The following is an 18,404-nucleotide window of genomic DNA, read 5'->3' on the forward strand; positions in this document are numbered from 1 at the left end:
GAGGGCCGTGCGGAACACGGCGGGCTCCCTCCACGACCTACGGACGACTGGTCGAGCGCGAGGCCGACGGGGCGCACCGCCGAGCCCGCCTGCCGTTCGCGCCGCACATCGGCGACCATGAAGGCCGGCCCCACGCCCCACAGCCGACCCGCCCCACACCAGTGCACCGCACCACCCAACGGTCAAGGAGTACGACGCGTGTCCTCTCTCTTCCCGGCCCTGACCGACAGCCGGACCGGCGGCCCCGCCTCCGGCCGGCCCGCCCTCCGGTTCGGCGAGCGCTCACTGACGTACGGGGAGCTCGCGGCCGCGGCCGGCCCGGTCGCCGGGGCCGTCCGGGAGGCGCGGCGGGTCGCCGTCTGGGCGACGCCGACGCTGGAGACGGCGGTCGCGGTCACCGCGGCGCTGCTCGCCGGGGTGACCGTGGTGCCCCTGAACCCGAAGTCGGGCGGGAAGGAACTCGGCCACATCCTGTCCGACAGCACCCCGGACCTGGTGCTCACCGCGCCCGGCCAGGAACTCCCGGAGGCACTGGCCGGCCTGGCCCGCCTGGACGTCGACCCCGCCGACCGCGCCCCGGGCACGCTCCCCAAGGACAGCGCGGGCGACGAGGACCCGGCCCTGGTCGTCTACACCTCCGGCACCACCGGCCCGCCCAAGGGCGCCGTCATCCCCCGCCGCGCGATCGCCACCACCCTGGACGCGCTCGCCGACGCCTGGCAGTGGACCGGTGACGACGTCCTCGTCCACGGGCTCCCGCTGTTCCATGTGCACGGTCTGGTCCTGGGTGTCCTGGGCCCGCTGCGCCGCGGCGGCTCGGTGCGTCACCTGGGCGGGTTCACCACCCGGGGGGTGACCCGGGAGCTGAGCACCGGCGCGACCATGCTGTTCGGCGTGCCGACGATGTACCACCGCGTCGCGGAGTCGCTGCCCACCGAGCCGGAGCTGGCCGGGGCGCTGGCCGGGGCACGGCTGCTGGTGTCGGGGTCGGCGGCGCTGCCCGTGCACGACCACGAACGGATCGCCGCGGCCACCGGACGCCGGGTCGTCGAGCGGTACGGCATGACGGAGACGCTGATGAACACCAGCGTCCGCGCGGACGGCGAGGCCCGCCCCGGCACCGTGGGCGTGCCGCTGCCGGGAGTGGAGCTGCGGCTGGTGGAGGAGGACGGGTCCCCGGTGGCGGCGTACGACGGTGAGACCGTGGGCGAGATCCAGGTGCGCGGCCCGAACCTGTTCACCGGGTACCTGAACCGGCCGGACGCCACCGCGGGCGCCTTCACCGCCGACGGCTGGTTCCGTACCGGTGACATGGCGGTGCGCGATGCCGACGGCTACGTCCGGATCGTCGGCCGCAAGGCCACCGACCTGATCAAGAGCGGGGGTTACAAGATCGGCGCCGGGGAGATCGAGAACGCGCTGCTGGAGCACCCCGGCGTCCGGGAGGCCGCGGTGACCGGGGAGCCGGACGCCGACCTGGGTGAGCGGATCGTGGCGTGGATCGTTCCGGCCGACCCTCACTCGCCTCCTGGTCTGGAGGAGTTGGCGGACCACGTCGCCCGCCGCCTGGCCCCGCACAAGCGTCCGCGGGTGCTCCACCACCTCACCTCGCTCCCCCGCAACGACATGGGGAAGATCATGAAGCGGGCGCTGCGGCATGACTGACCGGCTCTCCGCACGCGAGACCGTCGCGCGCGTCGCCGACGATTCCACGTTCACCGAACTCCCGTACCCCGTCCGGGAGTGCGCCCCCGACGGCCCGCTCGGCTGGCCGGGTTACGACGCCTCGCGCGCCCGTGCGGCCGAGCGCACCGGTGAGCAGGAGTCGGTGGTCTGCGGCACCGCCCTGGTCGAGGGCGTCCGGGCCGTGCTGATCGCCTTCGAGTTCGGCTTCCTCGGCGGTTCGCTGGGCGAACGCACCGGTGACCGGCTGGTGTCGGCGTACGCGCATGCCCGCGAGCACCGGCTGCCGGTCGTCCCGCTGGTCGCCACCGGCGGCAGCCGGATGCAGGAGGGCATGCTCGCCCTCACCCAACTCCAGCGGGTGGCCCGCGAGTCGACGCTCACCAGGGAAGCCGGGCCGGCGCAGATCGCGGTGGTCCGGGACCCGACGACGGGTGGCGGCTGGGCCACCCTGGGCGCGGGCGCCGACGTGGTCCTCGCACTGCCCGGCGCACAGATCGGTTTCGCCGGCTCACGGGTCCGCCCGGCGGACGCCGACCCGGCGGCGTACACGGCCGAGGCGCAGGTGGCGGCGGGCGCGGTGGACGCCGTGGTCCCGCCGGAGGACCTGCGCGGCACGCTGGGCCGGTGGCTGCGGCTGCTGACCCGCCCGTCCACCACCCCGGCCGCTCCACCGAAGCCGCTGGGCATGGGCCCGGGTGATCTTCCGGCCACCGGCTGGGACGCCGTACAGCGCGCCCGGTCTTTTGAACGACCCCGCGCACAGGCCTACCTGGACGCGTACTTCACCCACCGCGTCGCGATCAACGGCGACCGCTGCGGCGGCACCGATCCGCAGGGCGTGCTCTGCGGCTTCGGCGAGCACGAGGGCCGTACGGTCGCCTACGCCGCACAGACCGGGACGGCGACCCGTCCCGCCGGTTACCGCACCGCCGCCCGGCTGATCCGGCTCGCGGACCGGCTCGGCATCCCGGTGCTGACCCTGGTGGACACCCCGGGCGCGGCCAACGACGCGGAGGCGGAACGGCAGGGCGCGGGGGCGGCCGTCGCCGACCTGTTCGCCGCGGTGGCCGCCTCCCGCACCCCGGTCACCACGCTCGTCGTCGGCGAGGGCGGCTCCGGCGGCGCGCTGGCCCTGGCGGCACCGGGCAACACCTGGGCCACACCCGACAGCTACTTCTCGGTGATCGCCCCGGAACTCGCGGCGGCGATCCTCAAACGCCCCCCTCAGGAGGCGAGGGCCACGGCGGACCGGCTCCGCGTCCGCCCCCAGGACCTGGTGGACCTGGGCGTCGTACGGGGCATCGTCGGCCGCCCCGACCCGGATCACGATCACGACGGCAGGTGAACCGGGTTCCGCCCGCGGCCCACGCGTCCGCCGCCTGACCCGGGCGTCGTCCCGCGTGCGGCGGACGGGGCGCGGGGCGGCACTCGGGTCCGGCTGTCCGCGTCGGTGACGACGCCGGCGGAAAGGCGGCCGCCGCCTTCCTCCCGCAGCACCCCGGCCGGGCCCTCGACAGCCAGGGAACCGGCAAAGGGCCCGGGCCCGCTCCCCCGCCCCGCGGCCCCCGCCCGGCCCTCCACAAGAGGCGGCGGCTCCCGCCCGCGCGCACGATGGTCCTGAGGTTCGCCGCCCGGCGGCCCGCAGAACCGCGCACTCGGGAGGATCTGCCGTGACCGCCAGTCTGGAGCAGTTGCGCCGCTGCCACTTCGCCGTCGACCTGGGAGCGGCCCGTACCCGGGTCTACGTCAAGGGTGCCGGGCTCGTCGTCGACCAGCCGTCCGCCGCCGCCGTGAACACCCGTACCGGTGCGCTGATCGCGGTCGGCGAGCTCGCCGAGCGGATGACCGGACGCACGCCGGGCTACATCCGTGTCGTACGGCCCGTCTCGGGCGGCACCGTCGTCGACATCGAGATGGCGCAGCGCATGCTGCGCCATCTGCTCGGCGAACGGATCCGCCGCACCCTGCGCCGCAGGCCCCGGCTGCGCGCCGCGGCGTCCACCCCGCACGACGCCGACCCGCTGGCCCAGCGCGCCACGATCGAGACGCTGGTCGGGCTGGGCGCCCGCCGGGTGGAGCTGGTCGACACGCTCATCGCGGCCGCCGTCGGCTGCGGACTGCCCGTGGAGCGTCCCGAGGCGACCATGATCCTGGTGTGCGGGGCGGCGACCACGCAGGTGGCCGTGCTCTCGCTCGGATCGATCGTGACGGCCGAGCGCATGTCCGTGGGCGGGGACGCCGTGGACCACGCCATCGTCCAGCACCTGCGCCACCAGCACGAGCTGATGCTGCCGAGCCAGTCCGTACGGCCGCTGCAGGTGGCCCTGTCCGGCAACGGGCTCACCCCGCACGGCCCGGAGTCGACGGAGATCCACGGCCGGGACGTCGCCACCGGCCTCGCCCGCTCGGTCAAGGTCGACACGGCGGCCGTGCGGCACGCCATCCAGACCCCGCTGACGGCCGTGCTGGACGGGATCGGCAAGGTGCTGCGGGGCTGCCCGCCCGACCTGGTCGCCGACCTCGCCGACCGCGGGATCATGATGGTCGGCGGCAGCGCCCTGCTGCCGGGCCTCGACCAGATGCTGCGGCAGGCGACGGGCATGCCGGTCCACATCGCCGAGCGGCCGGACGTGTGCGCCGTCCAGGGCCTGGGCGCCATGCTGGAGGGCAAGATCGCCCCCCTGGTGCTGAACCCGCTGGCGACCTGAGCCGCCGGCCCGCCGTAACCGGCCGGAATTCCGGCCGGTGCACGAGCAAGGGGTGTAGCGCGCGGCAAACCGGGCAGGCGCCTTCGCGGGCACTGCACGGACCGTATACACCCCGCACCACCCCGCCCCGCGATCCCGCACCTCCCGCCGCCCGGTCCACGGCGCCCGATCCGCACGCCCGACGGCCCGCACCCATACCGAACCAGGCGGTGACATGACCTTCGCGGCTCCACCCCCTTTCTCGGGAAGACGAAACACGCTGGTCATCGGTGGGCGCATGGACGGGGACCGGGCCCTGCTCACCCCGCGCGGCGAACTGGTCCACGGCAGCGCCGACACCCTCGCCCGGAAGCTGGCCCGGCTGCCCGCCCGCACGGCCCGGGTCGACCTGGACATGAGCGGCGTGCGCTTCATGGACACGGCGGGACTGCGGTTCCTGGACGTCCTGCGCGACCACGGCAGCCGGCGGTCGGTGCCGGTCACGGCCACCCGCTGGAGCGGTCAGCCGCGCCGCATCCTGGCGCTCGTCGGCCTGGACCCCACCGACCCCCTGCGCGCCCGGGGCCGGGGTGACGCCCCCGCCCCGGGGACGGCCCCGGGACCGGCGCGGCGGCCGCCCGTGCGGGTACGGGAGGACGAGGTCGAACAGCTCCGGCGGGAGATCGCCGCCCGCCCGGCCGTCGACCGGGCCCGCGGCATCCTCATGGCCGCCCACGGCTGCGACTCGGACACCGCCTGGCACATCCTGCGCGAGACCTCCCGTCTGTCCGGCGCCCCGCTCCGCACGGTCGCCGCGGCCGTCACCGCCGACACCGACCGGGCGGGCCCCCGCCCGCCGCAGGAGGTGCGGGAGGCCCTGGCCACGGCTCTCGCCCGCCGCCTGCTCTGAACGGCGTCACCAGGTCCGGAACGCCAGCACCACGTTGTGGCCGCCGAAGCCGAACGAGTTGTTCAGCGCGGCGATCCGCCCTTCGGGCAGACGACGGGGCTCGTCGCGGACGATGTCCGCGCTCACCCCGGGGTCGAGGGTGTCGAGGTTGACGGTCGGGGGCGCGAGCCGGTCCCGGAGCGCGAGGACCACGGCGACGGACTCGACCCCGCCGGCCCCGCCCGTCAGGTGGCCCGTCATGGACTTGGTGGCGGAGACCGCGAAGTGGTCGGTGTCGTCGCCGAACACCGTGCGCAGCGCGGTGATCTCGGCGACGTCCCCCATCGGGGTCGAGGACGTCCGCGCCTTGGAGACGTTCCTCGACGTCCAGTTGGGGCGGGTGTACGAGGATGTCGGGGAGGCCGGTGAGACGTCCTTCGCGATGCGGTCTCTGCTCATCCTGGTCTGCGACTCGGCCGAGCTCCTGCACACGCTCCTCGCGGTGGAGCGGCCACAGATGTGGCAGCAGGCCGCGATCGTGCGGGAGTGGCAGTGGCTACGCAGTACGGCCCATGAGTTCAACCACTGCGAGGGCTACGACCATGACCGCTGGTGGAACCAGGTACGGCACTTCGGCCCCTCCGACGAGACCGCCGAGCAGGACTGGATCCGCCGGTTTGCCGATGTCGGGCCGTACCCCGAAACCGGACATCAACCGCGTGGAGCGGGGATGCCCCGGCGAAGGTCGCGGGCATCGGGCAGATGGTCGTCCCGGGCACCCCGCGCGGCTCCCTGCACATCCTGGACGCGCTGCTGAACCTGGACAGCGGGCGCAAGCCGGAGACGGTGGCCACCGACAACGCCTCCTGCTCCGACATGGTGTTCGGCCTGTTCAAGATCCTCGGCTGCAACTTCTCACCCCGGTTCCACGACCTGGACGACCAGCGGTTCTGGCGGGCCACGATGCCCGGCGTCGAGACGGGCACGTACGGCGCGGTGGAGGACCCGGCCCGCAACCGCGTGAACCTGAACAAGGTGATCACGCACTGGCCGGACATGCTGAAAGTCGCCGGTTCCCTGGTCACCAACCAGGTCCGCGCCTACGACCTGCTGCGCATGTTCGGACGCGAGGGGCGCCCCACCCCGCTGGGTGCGGCGTTCGCGGAGTACGGGCGGATCGCGAGGACCGAACACCTGCTGCGCGTGGTCGACCCGGTCGACGACACCTACCGCCGTCAGATGAACCGGCAGCTCACCGTGCAGGAGTCCCGCCACAGGCTGGCGAGGGACGTGTGCCATGGAAAGCGCGGCACCATCCACCAGGCGCACCGGGACGGGATGGAGGACCAGCTCGGCGCCGAGGCCCACGAGATCCGCGATGAGGACGTCGCCCGGCTCTCCCCGCTCAAGCACAAGAACCCGAACCTGCTCGGCCGCTACAGCTTCACCGCCCGGATCCCGGCCACCGGCGCCCTGCGCCCGCTGCGTGACCCGGACGCGCCCGAGCTGGACGAGGACGACGACGCCGAGTGAGGCGAGAGGTCAGCCGACGGGTACCAGAGCGGCGTCGTACTGCTCGGCGGCCCAGACAGCAGCACGCACGAGAGCAGGTACCAGTCGCTCCAGTGGTACGGGTCCCGCCGCGCACCGGGAAGCGGAACTCGGAGGCCTGGAACTCCTCCAGGGAAGCGCCGACGGGCCGGGCGGCGTCAACGCGCGCCTCGAACCGGCCCAGCGTGCGCGTCGGCGCCGCCCCGGTGCCGAACTCCGCCCCGCTCGCTGCTGACCGCCGGGTGTGCCCCGGCGGTCAGGCTGAGCTCACTTGCTGACGAGGCTCCACGTACCGTCGCTGCCTTCGGCGGTGCTGTTGAGGGCGGTCCACTCGGCGTCGTCGAGGTCGAGGGCTGCGCGGAGGTAGGCGGAGATCGCATCGGCTGTGAGGACGACACGGGCGGGGTCCTCGTCGGTGGTCTCGGCGACCTTCTCGCCGGCGATTCCGCCCATGGTGTGCTCGGCCTCGGTGATGCTGAGCAGGCTCTTGGGCGCCGGGCTGAGGTGGTAGGCGTCGGTGAACCACTCCGGCCCGCGGGTGGAGAGCTGCGAGTCGTCCTTGCCGCCCGCGACGACCAGGGTCGGAGCGGTCATGGTGGAGAAGTCCGGCTTCATGAACGGAAGGTTCTCGGCGGCGAACGGGGTGAGGGTGTCGCCGGTTCCCGTCGCCCCGATCAGCGCGCCGGCCGAAACCGCGGAGTGGGAGAAGTCCTCTCCCGCAACACCCTCGGCGTCCAGCACGCGCGCACCGAGGAGGGCGCCCGCGGTCTGGGCGCCCCAGGAGTGGCCGACCACGGCAGTGCGCCCACGGTCGGCGCGGGCCTCCAGGCCGGCCTGGGCCAGGACGTCTGCGAGGTGGTCGAGGATTGCGTGCAGGTCGGTGATCCGCACGCGCCAGATGGTGGCGAAGCGCGGGTCGTCCCAGGCGATGGCGTTGCGCCGGGAGTCCAGGTGGGTGGGCTGCACCACGACGAATCCGGCGGCGGCCCACCGGTCGACGAGGGGCTCGTACCCGTCCAGTGACCACGCGTTCCCGTGGGAGAAAACGATCACAGGCAGGTTCTGGCCCGACCGGGGTGCGGTGACCTTTACCTGAAGGTCGATGCCGCGCCCGGGCGAGGGAACAACGATGGGCTTGACCGAGACGATCTGCTGGCTGAGGGAGTGGGACGAGGACATGAGGGTCCTGCACTTTCCATGAGTACCGGGATGCCATAATTTGGCGGAGCGCCGTTCCGCCAAACTAGCGGAACATTGTTCCGCGAGCAATGGGAGGCATCCGTGCCGGAGTCGGTCGGGGTACGCCAGGCACAGGCTCAGCGCACCCGCAGTGGCGTGCTGGAGGCCGCTGCGGCAGTCTTCGTTGACCGGGGCATCCAGGCACCCGTCCGCGACATCGCCGAACGTGCCGGCGTCGGTGTCGGCACGGTCTACCGAAACTTCCCGACCCGCGCGGATCTCGTCACTGCCGTCTACCGACACCAGATCGACGCCTGCACCGCTCTCGCGCCCCGACTTCTTGAGGAATCCGCCTCGCCGTTCACCGCTCTGGCCCTGTGGACGGACGCGTTCGTGGACTTCCTGGTGACCAAGCACGGCCTCGGCGCGGCGCTGGGGTCCGGTGACCCAGGACTGGAGAACCTCCACACCCTCATGCTCGACACCCTGGTCCCGGCCTGCGCGTCATTGCTGGACGCCTGCGCCGCCACCGGGGAACTTCGCCCCGGTGTCACCGCCTACACGCTCCTGCGCGCCATCGGAAACCTCTGCATCACCGGCCCCGACTACGGCCAGGCTGATGCCAAGGACATGGTCGCCCTCCTCCTCGCCGGATGCCGCGGCAAGGTATGACGGCTGCCTCAGGGGACCGTGACAAGCGACGTCACCGCTGCTCGATTCGGTCCGGCCAGGGGCCAGCCTCGAATGAGACCTGAGAGGCGATGCGCTGACCGCTTGAGCCCGCCATCGTTTGCCGACAGGAGGGCGACGGGTCCAATGAACCCGTGCAATCCGGGGGTTCACGGCGGCGCGAATCCAATCAGATCCGATGGTGATTGCTGACAGGGTTTGACGACAGATAGGGTCCGATCCTCCGTCCGGAAGGGGCCCTCAGTGGCGAACCTGGTCTACAAGCGGGTCTCGACCGACCAACAGTCGACCGCCAGACAGAACCTCGTCCTGGACGAGGCCGGGATCGAGGACCCGGTCGTCTTCGAGGAGGACCCGGGCACCTCCAGCCGCCTCCACCCCCTCCAGCGCCCGAAGTTCAGCGAGCTGCTGGCGTACGGGCGGCCGGGCGACACCGTGCACATCTCCGAGATGTTCCGCCTCGTACGCGGCACCGGCCACATCCTCGACGTGCTCGACGTCCTCCACCGCGACCGCCTCGCCCTGTGCATCCACGACGGCGCGTTCTCCGCGATGGACCTCACCGCCCGCCACCCGCGCACCGGAGAGCTGCTGTCCACCGTGAAGTTCATGGTGCAGACCCTCGCCGCCGCCGGCGAACTCCAGCGCGACCTCCAACGCGAGCTGACCTACGACGGACTGCGCGCCGCCGAGGCCAAGGGCAGCAAGGGCGGGCGCCGCCCCGCCGTCCCGGCCGGGGAGACCGAAGCCGTACGCACCGCCTACTTGGAAGGCCGCTCCATCGCGGCCCTCGCCCGCGACCACACTGTCAGCCGCGGTGCGATCCGCACGGCTGTCGCCGACCTCATGCCTGACCACACCGCCATTGAGGAGGACATCCCCGCCCCGGAACTGCCGGTCACCCTCGACATGCCGGGCAAGGTCGCCGACTTCCTCCGCTCGGCCGAGCTGGAGCCCGCCGAGCGGGCCGCGCTCGACCAAGGGGTGACCGTACGGCGAGGCCAGGGCTACACCCTGCGCGTCAGCGCCGTCCCCGCCGTGCACCGTCAGTTCCTCGACCGCTGCCGGCCACTCGACGGGGGCGACGGCGTCCCGGCTGTTCCGGCCCAGCGCAAGGCCCGCCGCGAGTACGAGAACCGGGTCAGCGCCCTCACGCCCTGACCATGATCGTTCTCAGCGCCAACCGCTGTACCGATGTTCCCCGAGGCCGTAGGAACGTACTTCTGATCTGCGCTCGGTGGGGCGGGTGGGACTCGAACCCACGGCCGACGGATTATGAGTCCGCTGCTCTAACCGGCTGAGCTACCGCCCCAAGCGGCGTGTCGCGCACAAGTGTGCGTGCCGTCTGCCGCAGCATAGCCGCTCATACGATCTCCTGCCTCGATGATCGACTAGGCACGGCCCCCCTCGCGACCCCGAGGACCGCCCCGGGGCCCGCACGGCTGCTCCGGGCGGTGGACCAGGACGCGAACCGGGCATGAAAAAGGACCCCCACGGGGTCCTCGTTCAGCATGCTCCCCCGACTGGACTCGAACCAGTAACCTGCCGGTTAACAGCCGGCTGCTCTGCCAATTGAGCTACGGAGGACCGAGCTCCCCCGACTGGACTCGAACCAGTAACCTGCCGGTTAACAGCCGGCTGCTCTGCCAATTGAGCTACGGAGGAATGCCTCGTCTGCATCGAACGCACCTACCTGGGTATTCGCCAGAGGGCGCGCGTTCGCTGCGACACATACATTAGCGCAAGCAGGGGGGTGCTTCGCCAATCGGTACTCCCCGGCGCTGTCGCCGCACCGCGGAGCCGTGCAGACCTGCACGCAGTCCTACACAAGGGAAGGGTGGCCACCATGCGTTACCGGCTCACGTTCGTCGCCGGAGTCGTCCTGGGTTACGTGCTGGGCACGAGGGCCGGACGCGAGCGCTACGAGCAGTTGAAGAAGTCAGCGCAGCAGTTCGCGCAGAACCCCGCCGTGCGCAACACCGCGGAGACCGCGGCCCAGCAGGGCCGGGAGATCGCGGGCCGGGCGTACCACGTGGTGAGTGACAAGGTGGGCGACCGGATGCCCGAGTCGGTCTCGCAGCGGGTGCGCACCCTGCGCGAGCGCAGCGCGCAGGGCGCCGGCGAGGACGACTGGGGCACGAGCAACACCTGACCGGGGTCCCGGTGACACCCGGCGGGAAGCCCGCGGCGGACCGGCCCGGCGTCGTGACGCCGCCGGGTACGGCAGAATTTTGGCCATGGGGATAGTCGCCGGGTTGGACAGTGCGCCCGATTTCACTCGCATCGTCGTCTGTGACGCGGACAGCGGGACCGTGCTCAAACAGGGGTATGCGCCGCATCCGGTGGACAACCCCCAGGGCACGGGCCGCCCGTCCGACGTCGATCCGCAGAACTGGCTGTACTCGCTGGGCGAGGCGGCGGGCGGCGGACTGCTCGAGGGCGTCCAGGCCATCGGGGTGTCCGCGCAGGCGAACGCCCTGGTGCCGCTGGACTCCCACGGCAACACCGTGCGGCCCGCCATGGTCGGTGCCGACAAGCGGACCCAGGTGGCCGCGGCCGATCTGGTCGACGCGCTCGGCGGCCGTGAGGCGTGGGCGCAGGCGGTGGGCAGCGTGCCGCAGGCCGCGCACCCGGTGACGAAACTGCGCTGGCTGGCCCGTACGGAGCCCGAGAACGCGGCGCACACCGCCGTGCTGCTCCAGGCGCACGACTGGCTGGTGTGGCAGCTCCTGGGCCGTCCGGTGCGCCGGACCACCGACCGGGGCGGCGCGTCCGGCACCGGCTACTGGGCGGCGGCGACCGGGAACTACCGGACCGACCTGGTGGAGCTGGCGCTCGGACACCAGACCATGCTGCCGGAGGTGATCGGCCCCGCCGAGGCGGCCGGGGCCACCCCGGAGGGGCTGCTGATCTCGGCCGGCACCGGGGAGACGATGGCGGCGGCGTTCGGGCTCGGGATCGGTCTGGGCGACGCGGTGGTGTCGCTGGGCGCGTCCGGCTCGGTCATGGCCGTCCACCCCGAGGCGCTCTACGACCCGAACGGCATGATCACCGCGCTGGCGGACGCCACCGGGATGCACCTGCCCGTCGTCACCACGCTGAACGCGGTACGGACCCTGCGCGGGACCGCGGAACTGCTCGGGCTGCCCGATCTGGAGAGCCTGTCCGACCTGGCGATGAAGTCGACGCCTGGCTCGCACGGGCTGGTGCTGCTCCCCTACCTGGAGGGTGAGCGGACGCCGAACCTGCCGCACACCGCCGGGACCCTCTCGGGGATGCGGCGCGAGTCCATGAAGCCGGAGCACCTGGCCCGGGCCGCGTTCGAGGGCATGCTGTGCGGGCTCGCGGACGCGCTGGACGTGATGCGCGGCCGGGGCGTGGAGGTCCGGCGGGTGTTCCTGCTGGGACAGGCCGCGGAGCTGCCCGCCGTCCAGGCGGCGGCCCCCTCGCTGTTCGGGGCGCAGGTGATGGTGCCGCAGCCCGCGGACTACGCGGCGATCGGCGCGGCCCGGCAGGCGGCGTGGGCGCTCGGGGCGTCCCAGGGCACCCTCGACCCGCGGACACCGCCCGTCTGGCAGGGCGCGGCGGCGCAGGTGCTGGAACCGGGCGACGACCTGGCGGTGGGGCAGGCGGTGCGCCAGCAGTTCGTGTCGGTGCGCGAGCAGACCCACCCGGGGGCGTTCCGGATGTGACCGGACGGGCTGTGGGGACGTCACCGACGGCGCGCGGAACCGGATTTAATCGGTTGGGGTAACACGGGTGGAGTGTCCGACGATAGGGGCCAGGGGCAACCACTGGCCCCTGCCGACCACCCGAGAGACTCAGCGTGCTGATACGACTACTGCGGACTCATCTGCGGCCGTACAAAAGACCCATCGTCCTTCTGGTGCTGCTGCAGTTCCTGCAGACCTGCGCCACGCTCTACCTGCCCACCCTCAACGCCGACATCATCGACGACGGTGTCGTCAAGGGGGACACCGGCTACATCCTGTCCTACGGTGCCCTGATGATCGGCGTCTCGCTGGCGCAGGTCGTGTGCAACGTCGCTGCCGTGTACTACGGCGCCCGGACCGCGGCGGCGCTGGGGCGGGACGTGCGCGGGGCCGTCTTCGACCAGGTGCAGTCGTTCTCCGCGCGGGAGGTCGGCCACTTCGGCGCACCCTCGCTGATCACCCGTACGACGAACGACGTCCAGCAGATCCAGATGCTGGCCCTGATGACGTTCACACTGATGGTGTCCGCGCCGATCATGTGTCTGGGCGGCATCGTGATGGCGCTCGGTCTGGACGTCTTGCTGTCCGGGGTGCTGGTCGCGGTGGTGCCGGTGCTGGGCGTCTCGGTGACGCTGATCGTGCGGCGGCTGCGCCCGCTGTTCCGGACCATGCAGGAGCGGCTCGACACGGTGAACCGGGTGCTGCGCGAGCAGATCACCGGCAACCGGGTGATCCGGGCGTTCGTCCGGGACGCGTACGAGCAGCGGCGGTTCAAGAAGGCCAACGCCGACCTGACCGAGGTGTCGCTCGGCACCGGCAATCTGCTGGCGCTGATGTTCCCCGTGGTGATGACGGTGGTGAACCTGTCGTCGATCGCGGTGGTGTGGTTCGGCGCGCACCGGATCGACAGCGGGGGCATGCAGATCGGTGACCTGACCGCGTTCCTCGCCTATCTGATGCAGATCGTCATGGCCGTGATGATGGCCACCTTCATGTTCATGATGGTGCCGCGGGCCGAGGTGTGCGCCGAGCGCGTCCAGGAGGTGCTGGACACCTCCTCCAGCGTCGTACCGCCCGCCGCGCCCGTCACCGAGCTGCCCCGGCACGGCCATCTGGAGATCCGGGGCGGCGGCTTCCGCTTCCCGGGTGCCGAGGAGCCGGTGCTGAAGTCGGTGGACCTGGTGGCCCGGCCGGGCGAGGTCACCGCCGTCATCGGCTCGACCGGCAGCGGCAAGTCGACGCTGCTCGGACTGGTCCCCCGGCTGTTCGACGCGACCGACGGCGAGGTCCTGGTGGACGGCGTACCCGTCGCGGACCTCGATCCGGCGCTGCTCGCGAGGACGGTCGGGATGGTGCCGCAGAGGCCGTACCTGTTCGCGGGGACGGTGGCGACGAATCTGCGGTACGGCCATCCGGACGCCACGGACGCCGAGTTGTGGCACGCGCTGGAGGTGGCGCAGGCCAGGGAGTTCGTGGAGCGGCTGGAGGGCGGGCTCGACGCGCCGATCGCTCAGGGCGGGACGAACGTCTCCGGCGGCCAGCGCCAGCGGCTCGCGATCGCGCGGACGCTGGTGCAGCGGCCCGAGATCTATCTCTTCGACGACTCCTTCTCCGCGCTCGACTACGCGACCGACGCGGCGCTGCGGGCGGCGCTGGCCGAGGAGACCGCCGAGGCGACGGTGGTGATCGTCGCCCAGCGGGTGGCGACCATCCGGGACGCCGACCGGATCGTGGTCCTGGACGAGGGCCGGGTCGCCGGCACCGGCCGGCATCACGAACTGATGGCGGACAACGAGACCTACCGGGAGATCGTGCTCTCCCAGCTGACGGAAGCGGAGGCCGCCTGATGGCCGGGGCCATGGCGCGGGCCGGAGCCGGAACGGGCCCCGACCACCAGTCGCTGCATTTCAAGGAGTCGGGCAAACGGCTCGTCAAGCGGTTCGGGCCGGAACGCCTGACCATCTACGGGCTGCTGGCCTGCGTGGTGCTGAGCGTGGGGCTCAGCGTGATCGGGCCGAAGATCCTCGGCCGGGCGACCGACCTGGTCTTCGCGGGCATCGTCGGACGGGACATGCCGGCCGGGGCCACCAAGGAGCAGGTGCTGGAGTCGATGCGGGAGCGCGGCGAGGGCGGTGTCGCGGACATGCTCCGCGGCACCGACTTCACGCCGGGCGAGGGCATCGACTTCACGGCCGTGGGCAACGTCCTGCTGGTCGCGCTCGCGGTGTTCGTGGTCGCCGGTCTGCTGATGGCGGTGGCGACGCGGCTGGTCAACGGCGCCGTGAACCGCACCATGTACCGGATGCGCGAGGACGTGCAGACGAAGCTGTCGCGGCTGCCGCTGTCGTACTTCGACAGGCGGCAGCGCGGTGAGGTGCTGAGCCGGGCGACCAACGACATCGACAACCTCGGGCAGACGCTCCAGCAGACGATGGGCCAGCTGATCAACTCGCTGCTGACCGTCATCGGGGTGCTGGCGATGATGTTCTACGTGTCGTGGATCCTCGCGCTGGTCGCGCTGGTGACCGTGCCGCTGTCGTTCGTGGTCGCCACCCGCGTGGCCAAGCGGTCGCAGCCGCACTTCGTGCAGCAGTGGCGTACGACGGGCGAGCTCAACGCGCACATCGAGGAGATGTACACCGGGCACACCCTGGTGAAGGTGTTCGGGCGCCAGGAGGAGTCGGCGAAGCGGTTCGCCGAGGAGAACGAGGCGCTGTACGAGGCCGGTTTCAAGGCGCAGTTCAACAGCGGCATCATGCAGCCGCTGATGTTCTTCGTGTCGAACCTCAACTACGTGCTGGTGGCGGTCGTCGGCGGACTGCGGGTCGCGTCGGGCGCGCTGTCCATCGGCGACGTGCAGGCGTTCATCCAGTACTCGCGGCAGTTCTCGATGCCGCTGACGCAGGTCGCCTCGATGGCGAACCTGGTGCAGTCGGGTGTCGCGTCGGCGGAGCGGGTCTTCGAACTGCTCGACGCCGAGGAGCAGGGGGCCGACCTCTCGCCGGCCGAGAAGCCCGCCGAGCTGCGCGGGCGGGTGGCGCTGGAGCACGTCTCGTTCCGGTACGAGCCGGGGAAACCGCTGATCGAGGACCTCTCGCTCACGGTGGAGCCGGGGCAGACGGTCGCGATCGTCGGCCCGACCGGCGCGGGCAAGACGACGCTGGTGAACCTGCTGATGCGGTTCTACGAGGTGTCCGGCGGGCGCATCACGCTCGACGGCGTCGACATAGCGCGCATGTCCCGGGACGAGCTGCGGGCCGGGGTCGGCATGGTGCTCCAGGACACCTGGCTGTTCGGCGGCACCATCGCGGAGAACATCGCGTACGGCGCCTCGCGGAAGGTCACCCACGAGGAGATCGAGGAGGCGGCGCGGGCTGCCCACGCCGACCGGTTCGTCCGCACACTGCCAAACGGGTACGACACGGTGATCGACGACGAGGGCAGCGGGGTCAGTGCCGGTGAGAAGCAGCTGATCACCATCGCGCGGGCGTTCCTGTCCGATCCGGTGATCCTGGTGCTGGACGAGGCGACGAGTTCCGTGGACACCCGGACCGAGGTGCTGATCCAGAAGGGGATGGCCGAACTGGCGCACGGACGGACGTCGTTCGTCATCGCGCACCGGCTCTCCACGGTCCGGGACGCGGACACGATCCTCGTCATGGAGAACGGCTCGATCGTCGAACAGGGCGCCCACGAGAAGCTGCTGGCGGCCGGCGGAGCCTACGCCCGGTTGTACCGGGCGCAGTTCGCGCAGGCGGCGGTGGAGGTGGACTGACGGGCCCGTGCCCGGCCGGCGGCGGTCACGGCATCGTGACCGCCGCCGGGCTCAGCCCGTCCCGGCCGTCTCCGTCAGCTTCCTCAGCTGGACGGTGATCACCTCGTCCGGTACGACGCCCGCGCTCTTGTGCGCGGCCAGGCCCTGCCAGCCGAAGACGGCGACGTGGGAGCCGCTGCGCACCACCTGGTACCAGAACGCCGTGCCCGACGACTCCCGCTTGTAGGCGACCGCCTCGTCGCCCGGACCGGGGTCGGGGTCGGGGAGGGCGGTGACGGTCGGCCGCAGGCCCAGTTCGTCCTTGTACCCGGTACAGGATCTCGTCGCCTCGCGGACGCGGGTGAGGAGCTCCCCGGCGTCGGCGGCCTTGTCGTAGGCGTACAGCTCGATCGTGGTGGCCTTCGTGTCCGTCTTCGGGTGGACGGAGCGGGCCGCCGCGGCGGCCGGCTCCGGTTCGGGGGAGCGCAGCCGGATGTCCTCCATGGGCTGGCAGACCGCCGGGTCGGCCGGTTCGCCCTTGCTGCCGAGGACGGTGCCCTGTTTGAAGACGGTGAAGGTGTAGTCGGGCAGGTCCGCTTCCGCGACCGCCGCGCTCTCCAGACCGGCCGCGTCCAGCGGGCCGCCCGCCTTCTTCTGTGTCCCCTTCCCCGAGCCCTCGGCCGCGGCACCGGCCCCGCCGTCCGCGGACCCCTCGTCGCCGCCTCCGCAGCCGGCCAGCAGCGCAGCCGTCGCCAGCACCGCCACGACCGCCGGAACCCGCCGTAATCCGTTCACGCGCATTCCCACTCCTCGAAGACCTGTCCCCGGCACATCGGTACCAAGGTCACATGGGAAGGACGATGGCAGAATGCGGCGGGTTCGGCGTCGGTGAAAATGCGTACTCCCTCTACGCCCGTGGTCCGTGGTGCGCGTGGACCCGGGCCACGAGCGGACGGTCGCCGCCATGGCCGCGACCTCACTCCAGGTAACCCCGCAGCTGGTCGGCGAAGGTGTGGTCGCGGAGTTTGCCGAGGGTCTTGGACTCGATCTGGCGTATGCGCTCGCGGGTGACGCCGAAGATGCGGCCTATCTCCTCCAGGGTGCGGGGCCGTCCGTCGACCAGGCCGTAGCGGAGCTGGACGACCTTGCGCTCACGCTCCCCCAGCGTCGACAGGACCGCCTCCAGGTGCTCCCTCAGCAGCAGGAACGCGGCCGACTCGACGGGGCTCGCGGCGTCGCCGTCCTCGATGAGGTCGCCGAGGGCGACGTCGTCCTCCTCGCCCACCGGGGCGTGCAGGGAGACGGGTTCCCGGGCGAGCCGCAGCACCTCGCCGACCCGCTCGGGGGTCAGGCCGAGGTGGGCGGCGACCTCCTCCGCGGTCGGCTCACAGCCGCGTTCCTGGAGCATGCGGCGCTGGACGCGGACGACGCGGTTGATGAGTTCGACCACGTGCACGGGGACACGGATGGTGCGGGCCTGGTCGGCGAGCGCGCGGGACATGGCCTGGCGGATCCACCAGGTGGCGTAGGTGGAGAACTTGTAGCCGCGCGCGTAGTCGAACTTCTCCACGGCCCGGATCAGGCCGAGGTTGCCCTCCTGCACCAGGTCCAGCATGGTCAGCCCGCGGCCCACGTACCGTTTGGCGACGGAGACGACGAGCCGCAGGTTGGCCTCGATCAGCCGCCGCTTGGCCATCCGGCCCATGACGACGAGCCGGTCCAGGTCGAGGGCGAGTCCGCTGTCCAGGTCGGAGGCGAGCCGCAGCTTCTCCTCGGCGAACAGTCCGGCCTCGACACGGCAGGCGAGCTCGACCTCCTCGGCCGCGGTGAGCAGCGGGATGCGGCCGATCTCCCGCAGGTACTGGCGGAACAGGTCCGACGAGGGGCTGCCGGATTCGGCACGCACCGGCGGCGGGACCGCCTCCACCGCGTCCACCGCCTCCACGGGGTCCACGGGGTCCACCGCCTCCACGGGGTCCACGGGGTCCACGAGGTCTACGGGGTCCGCAGGGTCCGCGGCCGCCGCCGGATTCCCCGGTTCAAGAGCCTCGGACGGGGGTTCGCCCTCCGTCTCGGGGTGATGTGCGGCCCGGCTCTGCGCGGGCACTGCCACCAGGACGTCCGCGTCGGGCCGCGCACCGGCCGTACGCGCGGCGGACTGGGCGAGGGTCTGGATCTGGGTCTGCACCGGGGCGACCTCCAGGATGATCGCTGCCGAGGAGGGCGGCAGCGGTACTTCGGGACGGAGTCGGCGA

The 18,404-nt window shown here is 72.1% G+C and carries 14 protein-coding genes, 3 tRNA genes and 2 pseudogenes; 12 read left to right on the plus strand and 7 right to left on the minus strand.

Annotation, left to right across the window (positions count from 1 at the left end):
* The first annotated feature begins 198 nt into the window (after positions 1-198).
* The 4 genes from ACWZEH_RS09895 to ACWZEH_RS09910 all read left to right on the plus strand — a co-directional run bounded on the left by ACWZEH_RS09895 (position 199) and on the right by ACWZEH_RS09910 (position 5,283).
* Positions 199-1,665 carry an acyl-CoA synthetase gene (locus tag ACWZEH_RS09895; RefSeq protein ID WP_456197538.1) on the plus strand — a complete coding sequence of 489 codons (1,467 nt, stop codon included), beginning with the start codon at positions 199-201 and terminating at the stop codon, positions 1,663-1,665.
* A complete protein-coding gene (locus ACWZEH_RS09900) occupies positions 1,658-3,031 on the plus strand; it encodes a carboxyl transferase domain-containing protein (protein ID WP_456197540.1) in 1,374 nt (457 codons plus the stop codon). The genes ACWZEH_RS09895 and ACWZEH_RS09900 overlap by 8 nt, the downstream gene beginning before the upstream one ends.
* Positions 3,032-3,356: 325 nt before the next feature.
* The gene (locus ACWZEH_RS09905) at positions 3,357-4,394 is read left to right on the plus strand and encodes a rod shape-determining protein (RefSeq protein WP_456197542.1); all 1,038 of its coding nucleotides are present in this window, start codon (positions 3,357-3,359) and stop codon (positions 4,392-4,394) included.
* 277 nt (positions 4,395-4,671) lie between these two features.
* A complete protein-coding gene (locus ACWZEH_RS09910) occupies positions 4,672-5,283 on the plus strand; it encodes an STAS domain-containing protein (RefSeq protein ID WP_456197544.1) in 612 nt (203 codons plus the stop codon).
* A 6-nt stretch (positions 5,284-5,289) separates the two neighbouring features.
* On the opposite strand, the pseudogene ACWZEH_RS09915 reads toward ACWZEH_RS09910, so the two are convergent.
* A pseudogene (locus ACWZEH_RS09915) lies at positions 5,290-5,628 on the minus strand (beta-ketoacyl-ACP synthase); the annotation flags it as partial.
* On the opposite strand from ACWZEH_RS09915, the gene ACWZEH_RS09920 reads away from it, so the two are divergent.
* Positions 5,585-6,079: a hypothetical protein gene (locus ACWZEH_RS09920; RefSeq protein ID WP_456197546.1), complete on the plus strand. Its 495-nt coding sequence runs from the start codon at positions 5,585-5,587 to the stop codon at positions 6,077-6,079. The pseudogene ACWZEH_RS09915 and the gene ACWZEH_RS09920 overlap by 44 nt on opposite strands.
* Positions 6,007-6,795 (plus strand): annotated as a pseudogene (locus ACWZEH_RS09925) (Tn3 family transposase); the annotation flags it as partial. The gene ACWZEH_RS09920 and the pseudogene ACWZEH_RS09925, both read left to right, overlap by 73 nt.
* A 285-nt stretch (positions 6,796-7,080) precedes the next feature.
* Here ACWZEH_RS09925 and ACWZEH_RS09930 read toward each other — a convergent pair.
* Positions 7,081-7,992 carry an alpha/beta hydrolase family protein gene (locus ACWZEH_RS09930; RefSeq protein WP_456197547.1) on the minus strand — a complete coding sequence of 304 codons (912 nt, stop codon included), beginning with the start codon at positions 7,990-7,992 and terminating at the stop codon, positions 7,081-7,083.
* A 102-nt stretch (positions 7,993-8,094) separates the two neighbouring features.
* On the opposite strand from ACWZEH_RS09930, the gene ACWZEH_RS09935 reads away from it, so the two are divergent.
* A complete protein-coding gene (locus ACWZEH_RS09935) occupies positions 8,095-8,664 on the plus strand; it encodes a TetR/AcrR family transcriptional regulator (protein ID WP_456197549.1) in 570 nt (189 codons plus the stop codon).
* Positions 8,665-8,925: 261 nt separating this feature from the next.
* Positions 8,926-9,843: a recombinase family protein gene (locus ACWZEH_RS09940; protein WP_456197551.1), complete on the plus strand. Its 918-nt coding sequence runs from the start codon at positions 8,926-8,928 to the stop codon at positions 9,841-9,843.
* Positions 9,844-9,920: 77 nt separating this feature from the next.
* Here the strand turns inward: ACWZEH_RS09940 and ACWZEH_RS09945 are convergent.
* From ACWZEH_RS09945 to ACWZEH_RS09955, 3 genes are all read right to left on the minus strand, one after another.
* Positions 9,921-9,994: transfer RNA gene (locus ACWZEH_RS09945), tRNA-Ile, on the minus strand.
* A 202-nt stretch (positions 9,995-10,196) separates the two neighbouring features.
* Positions 10,197-10,269 (minus strand) — tRNA-Asn (locus ACWZEH_RS09950).
* A 5-nt stretch (positions 10,270-10,274) separates the two neighbouring features.
* A tRNA-Asn gene (locus ACWZEH_RS09955) sits at positions 10,275-10,347 on the minus strand.
* Positions 10,348-10,528: 181 nt separating this feature from the next.
* On the opposite strand from ACWZEH_RS09955, the gene ACWZEH_RS09960 reads away from it, so the two are divergent.
* The 4 genes from ACWZEH_RS09960 to ACWZEH_RS09975 all read left to right on the plus strand — a co-directional run bounded on the left by ACWZEH_RS09960 (position 10,529) and on the right by ACWZEH_RS09975 (position 16,170).
* Entirely contained in the window at positions 10,529-10,834 is a 306-nt protein-coding gene (locus tag ACWZEH_RS09960; protein WP_456199519.1) for a YtxH domain-containing protein, read from the plus strand.
* Positions 10,835-10,919: 85 nt separating this feature from the next.
* Positions 10,920-12,374: a xylulokinase gene (locus tag ACWZEH_RS09965; protein ID WP_456197553.1), complete on the plus strand. Its 1,455-nt coding sequence runs from the start codon at positions 10,920-10,922 to the stop codon at positions 12,372-12,374.
* A gap of 134 nt (positions 12,375-12,508) precedes the next feature.
* Positions 12,509-14,242: an ABC transporter ATP-binding protein gene (locus ACWZEH_RS09970; protein ID WP_456197555.1), complete on the plus strand. Its 1,734-nt coding sequence runs from the start codon at positions 12,509-12,511 to the stop codon at positions 14,240-14,242.
* Positions 14,242-16,170, plus strand: a complete 1,929-nt coding sequence (locus ACWZEH_RS09975) for an ABC transporter ATP-binding protein (RefSeq protein WP_456197557.1) — start codon at positions 14,242-14,244, stop codon at positions 16,168-16,170. Before ACWZEH_RS09970 ends, ACWZEH_RS09975 begins: the two co-directional genes overlap by 1 nt.
* 51 nt (positions 16,171-16,221) lie before the next feature.
* Here ACWZEH_RS09975 and ACWZEH_RS09980 read toward each other — a convergent pair whose 3' ends face one another.
* Together ACWZEH_RS09980 and ACWZEH_RS09985 are read right to left on the minus strand one after the other, a co-directional pair.
* On the minus strand, positions 16,222-16,944 hold the full coding sequence (locus ACWZEH_RS09980) for a hypothetical protein (RefSeq protein ID WP_456197559.1): 723 nt from the start codon (positions 16,942-16,944) through the stop codon (positions 16,222-16,224).
* Positions 16,945-17,125: 181 nt separating this feature from the next.
* Complete coding sequence (locus tag ACWZEH_RS09985; RefSeq protein WP_456199521.1) at positions 17,126-18,379, minus strand: RNA polymerase sigma factor; 1,254 nt, start codon at positions 18,377-18,379, stop codon at positions 17,126-17,128.
* Positions 18,380-18,404 lie beyond the last annotated feature (25 nt).

Source organism: Streptomyces yamdrokensis (assembly GCF_053890455.1).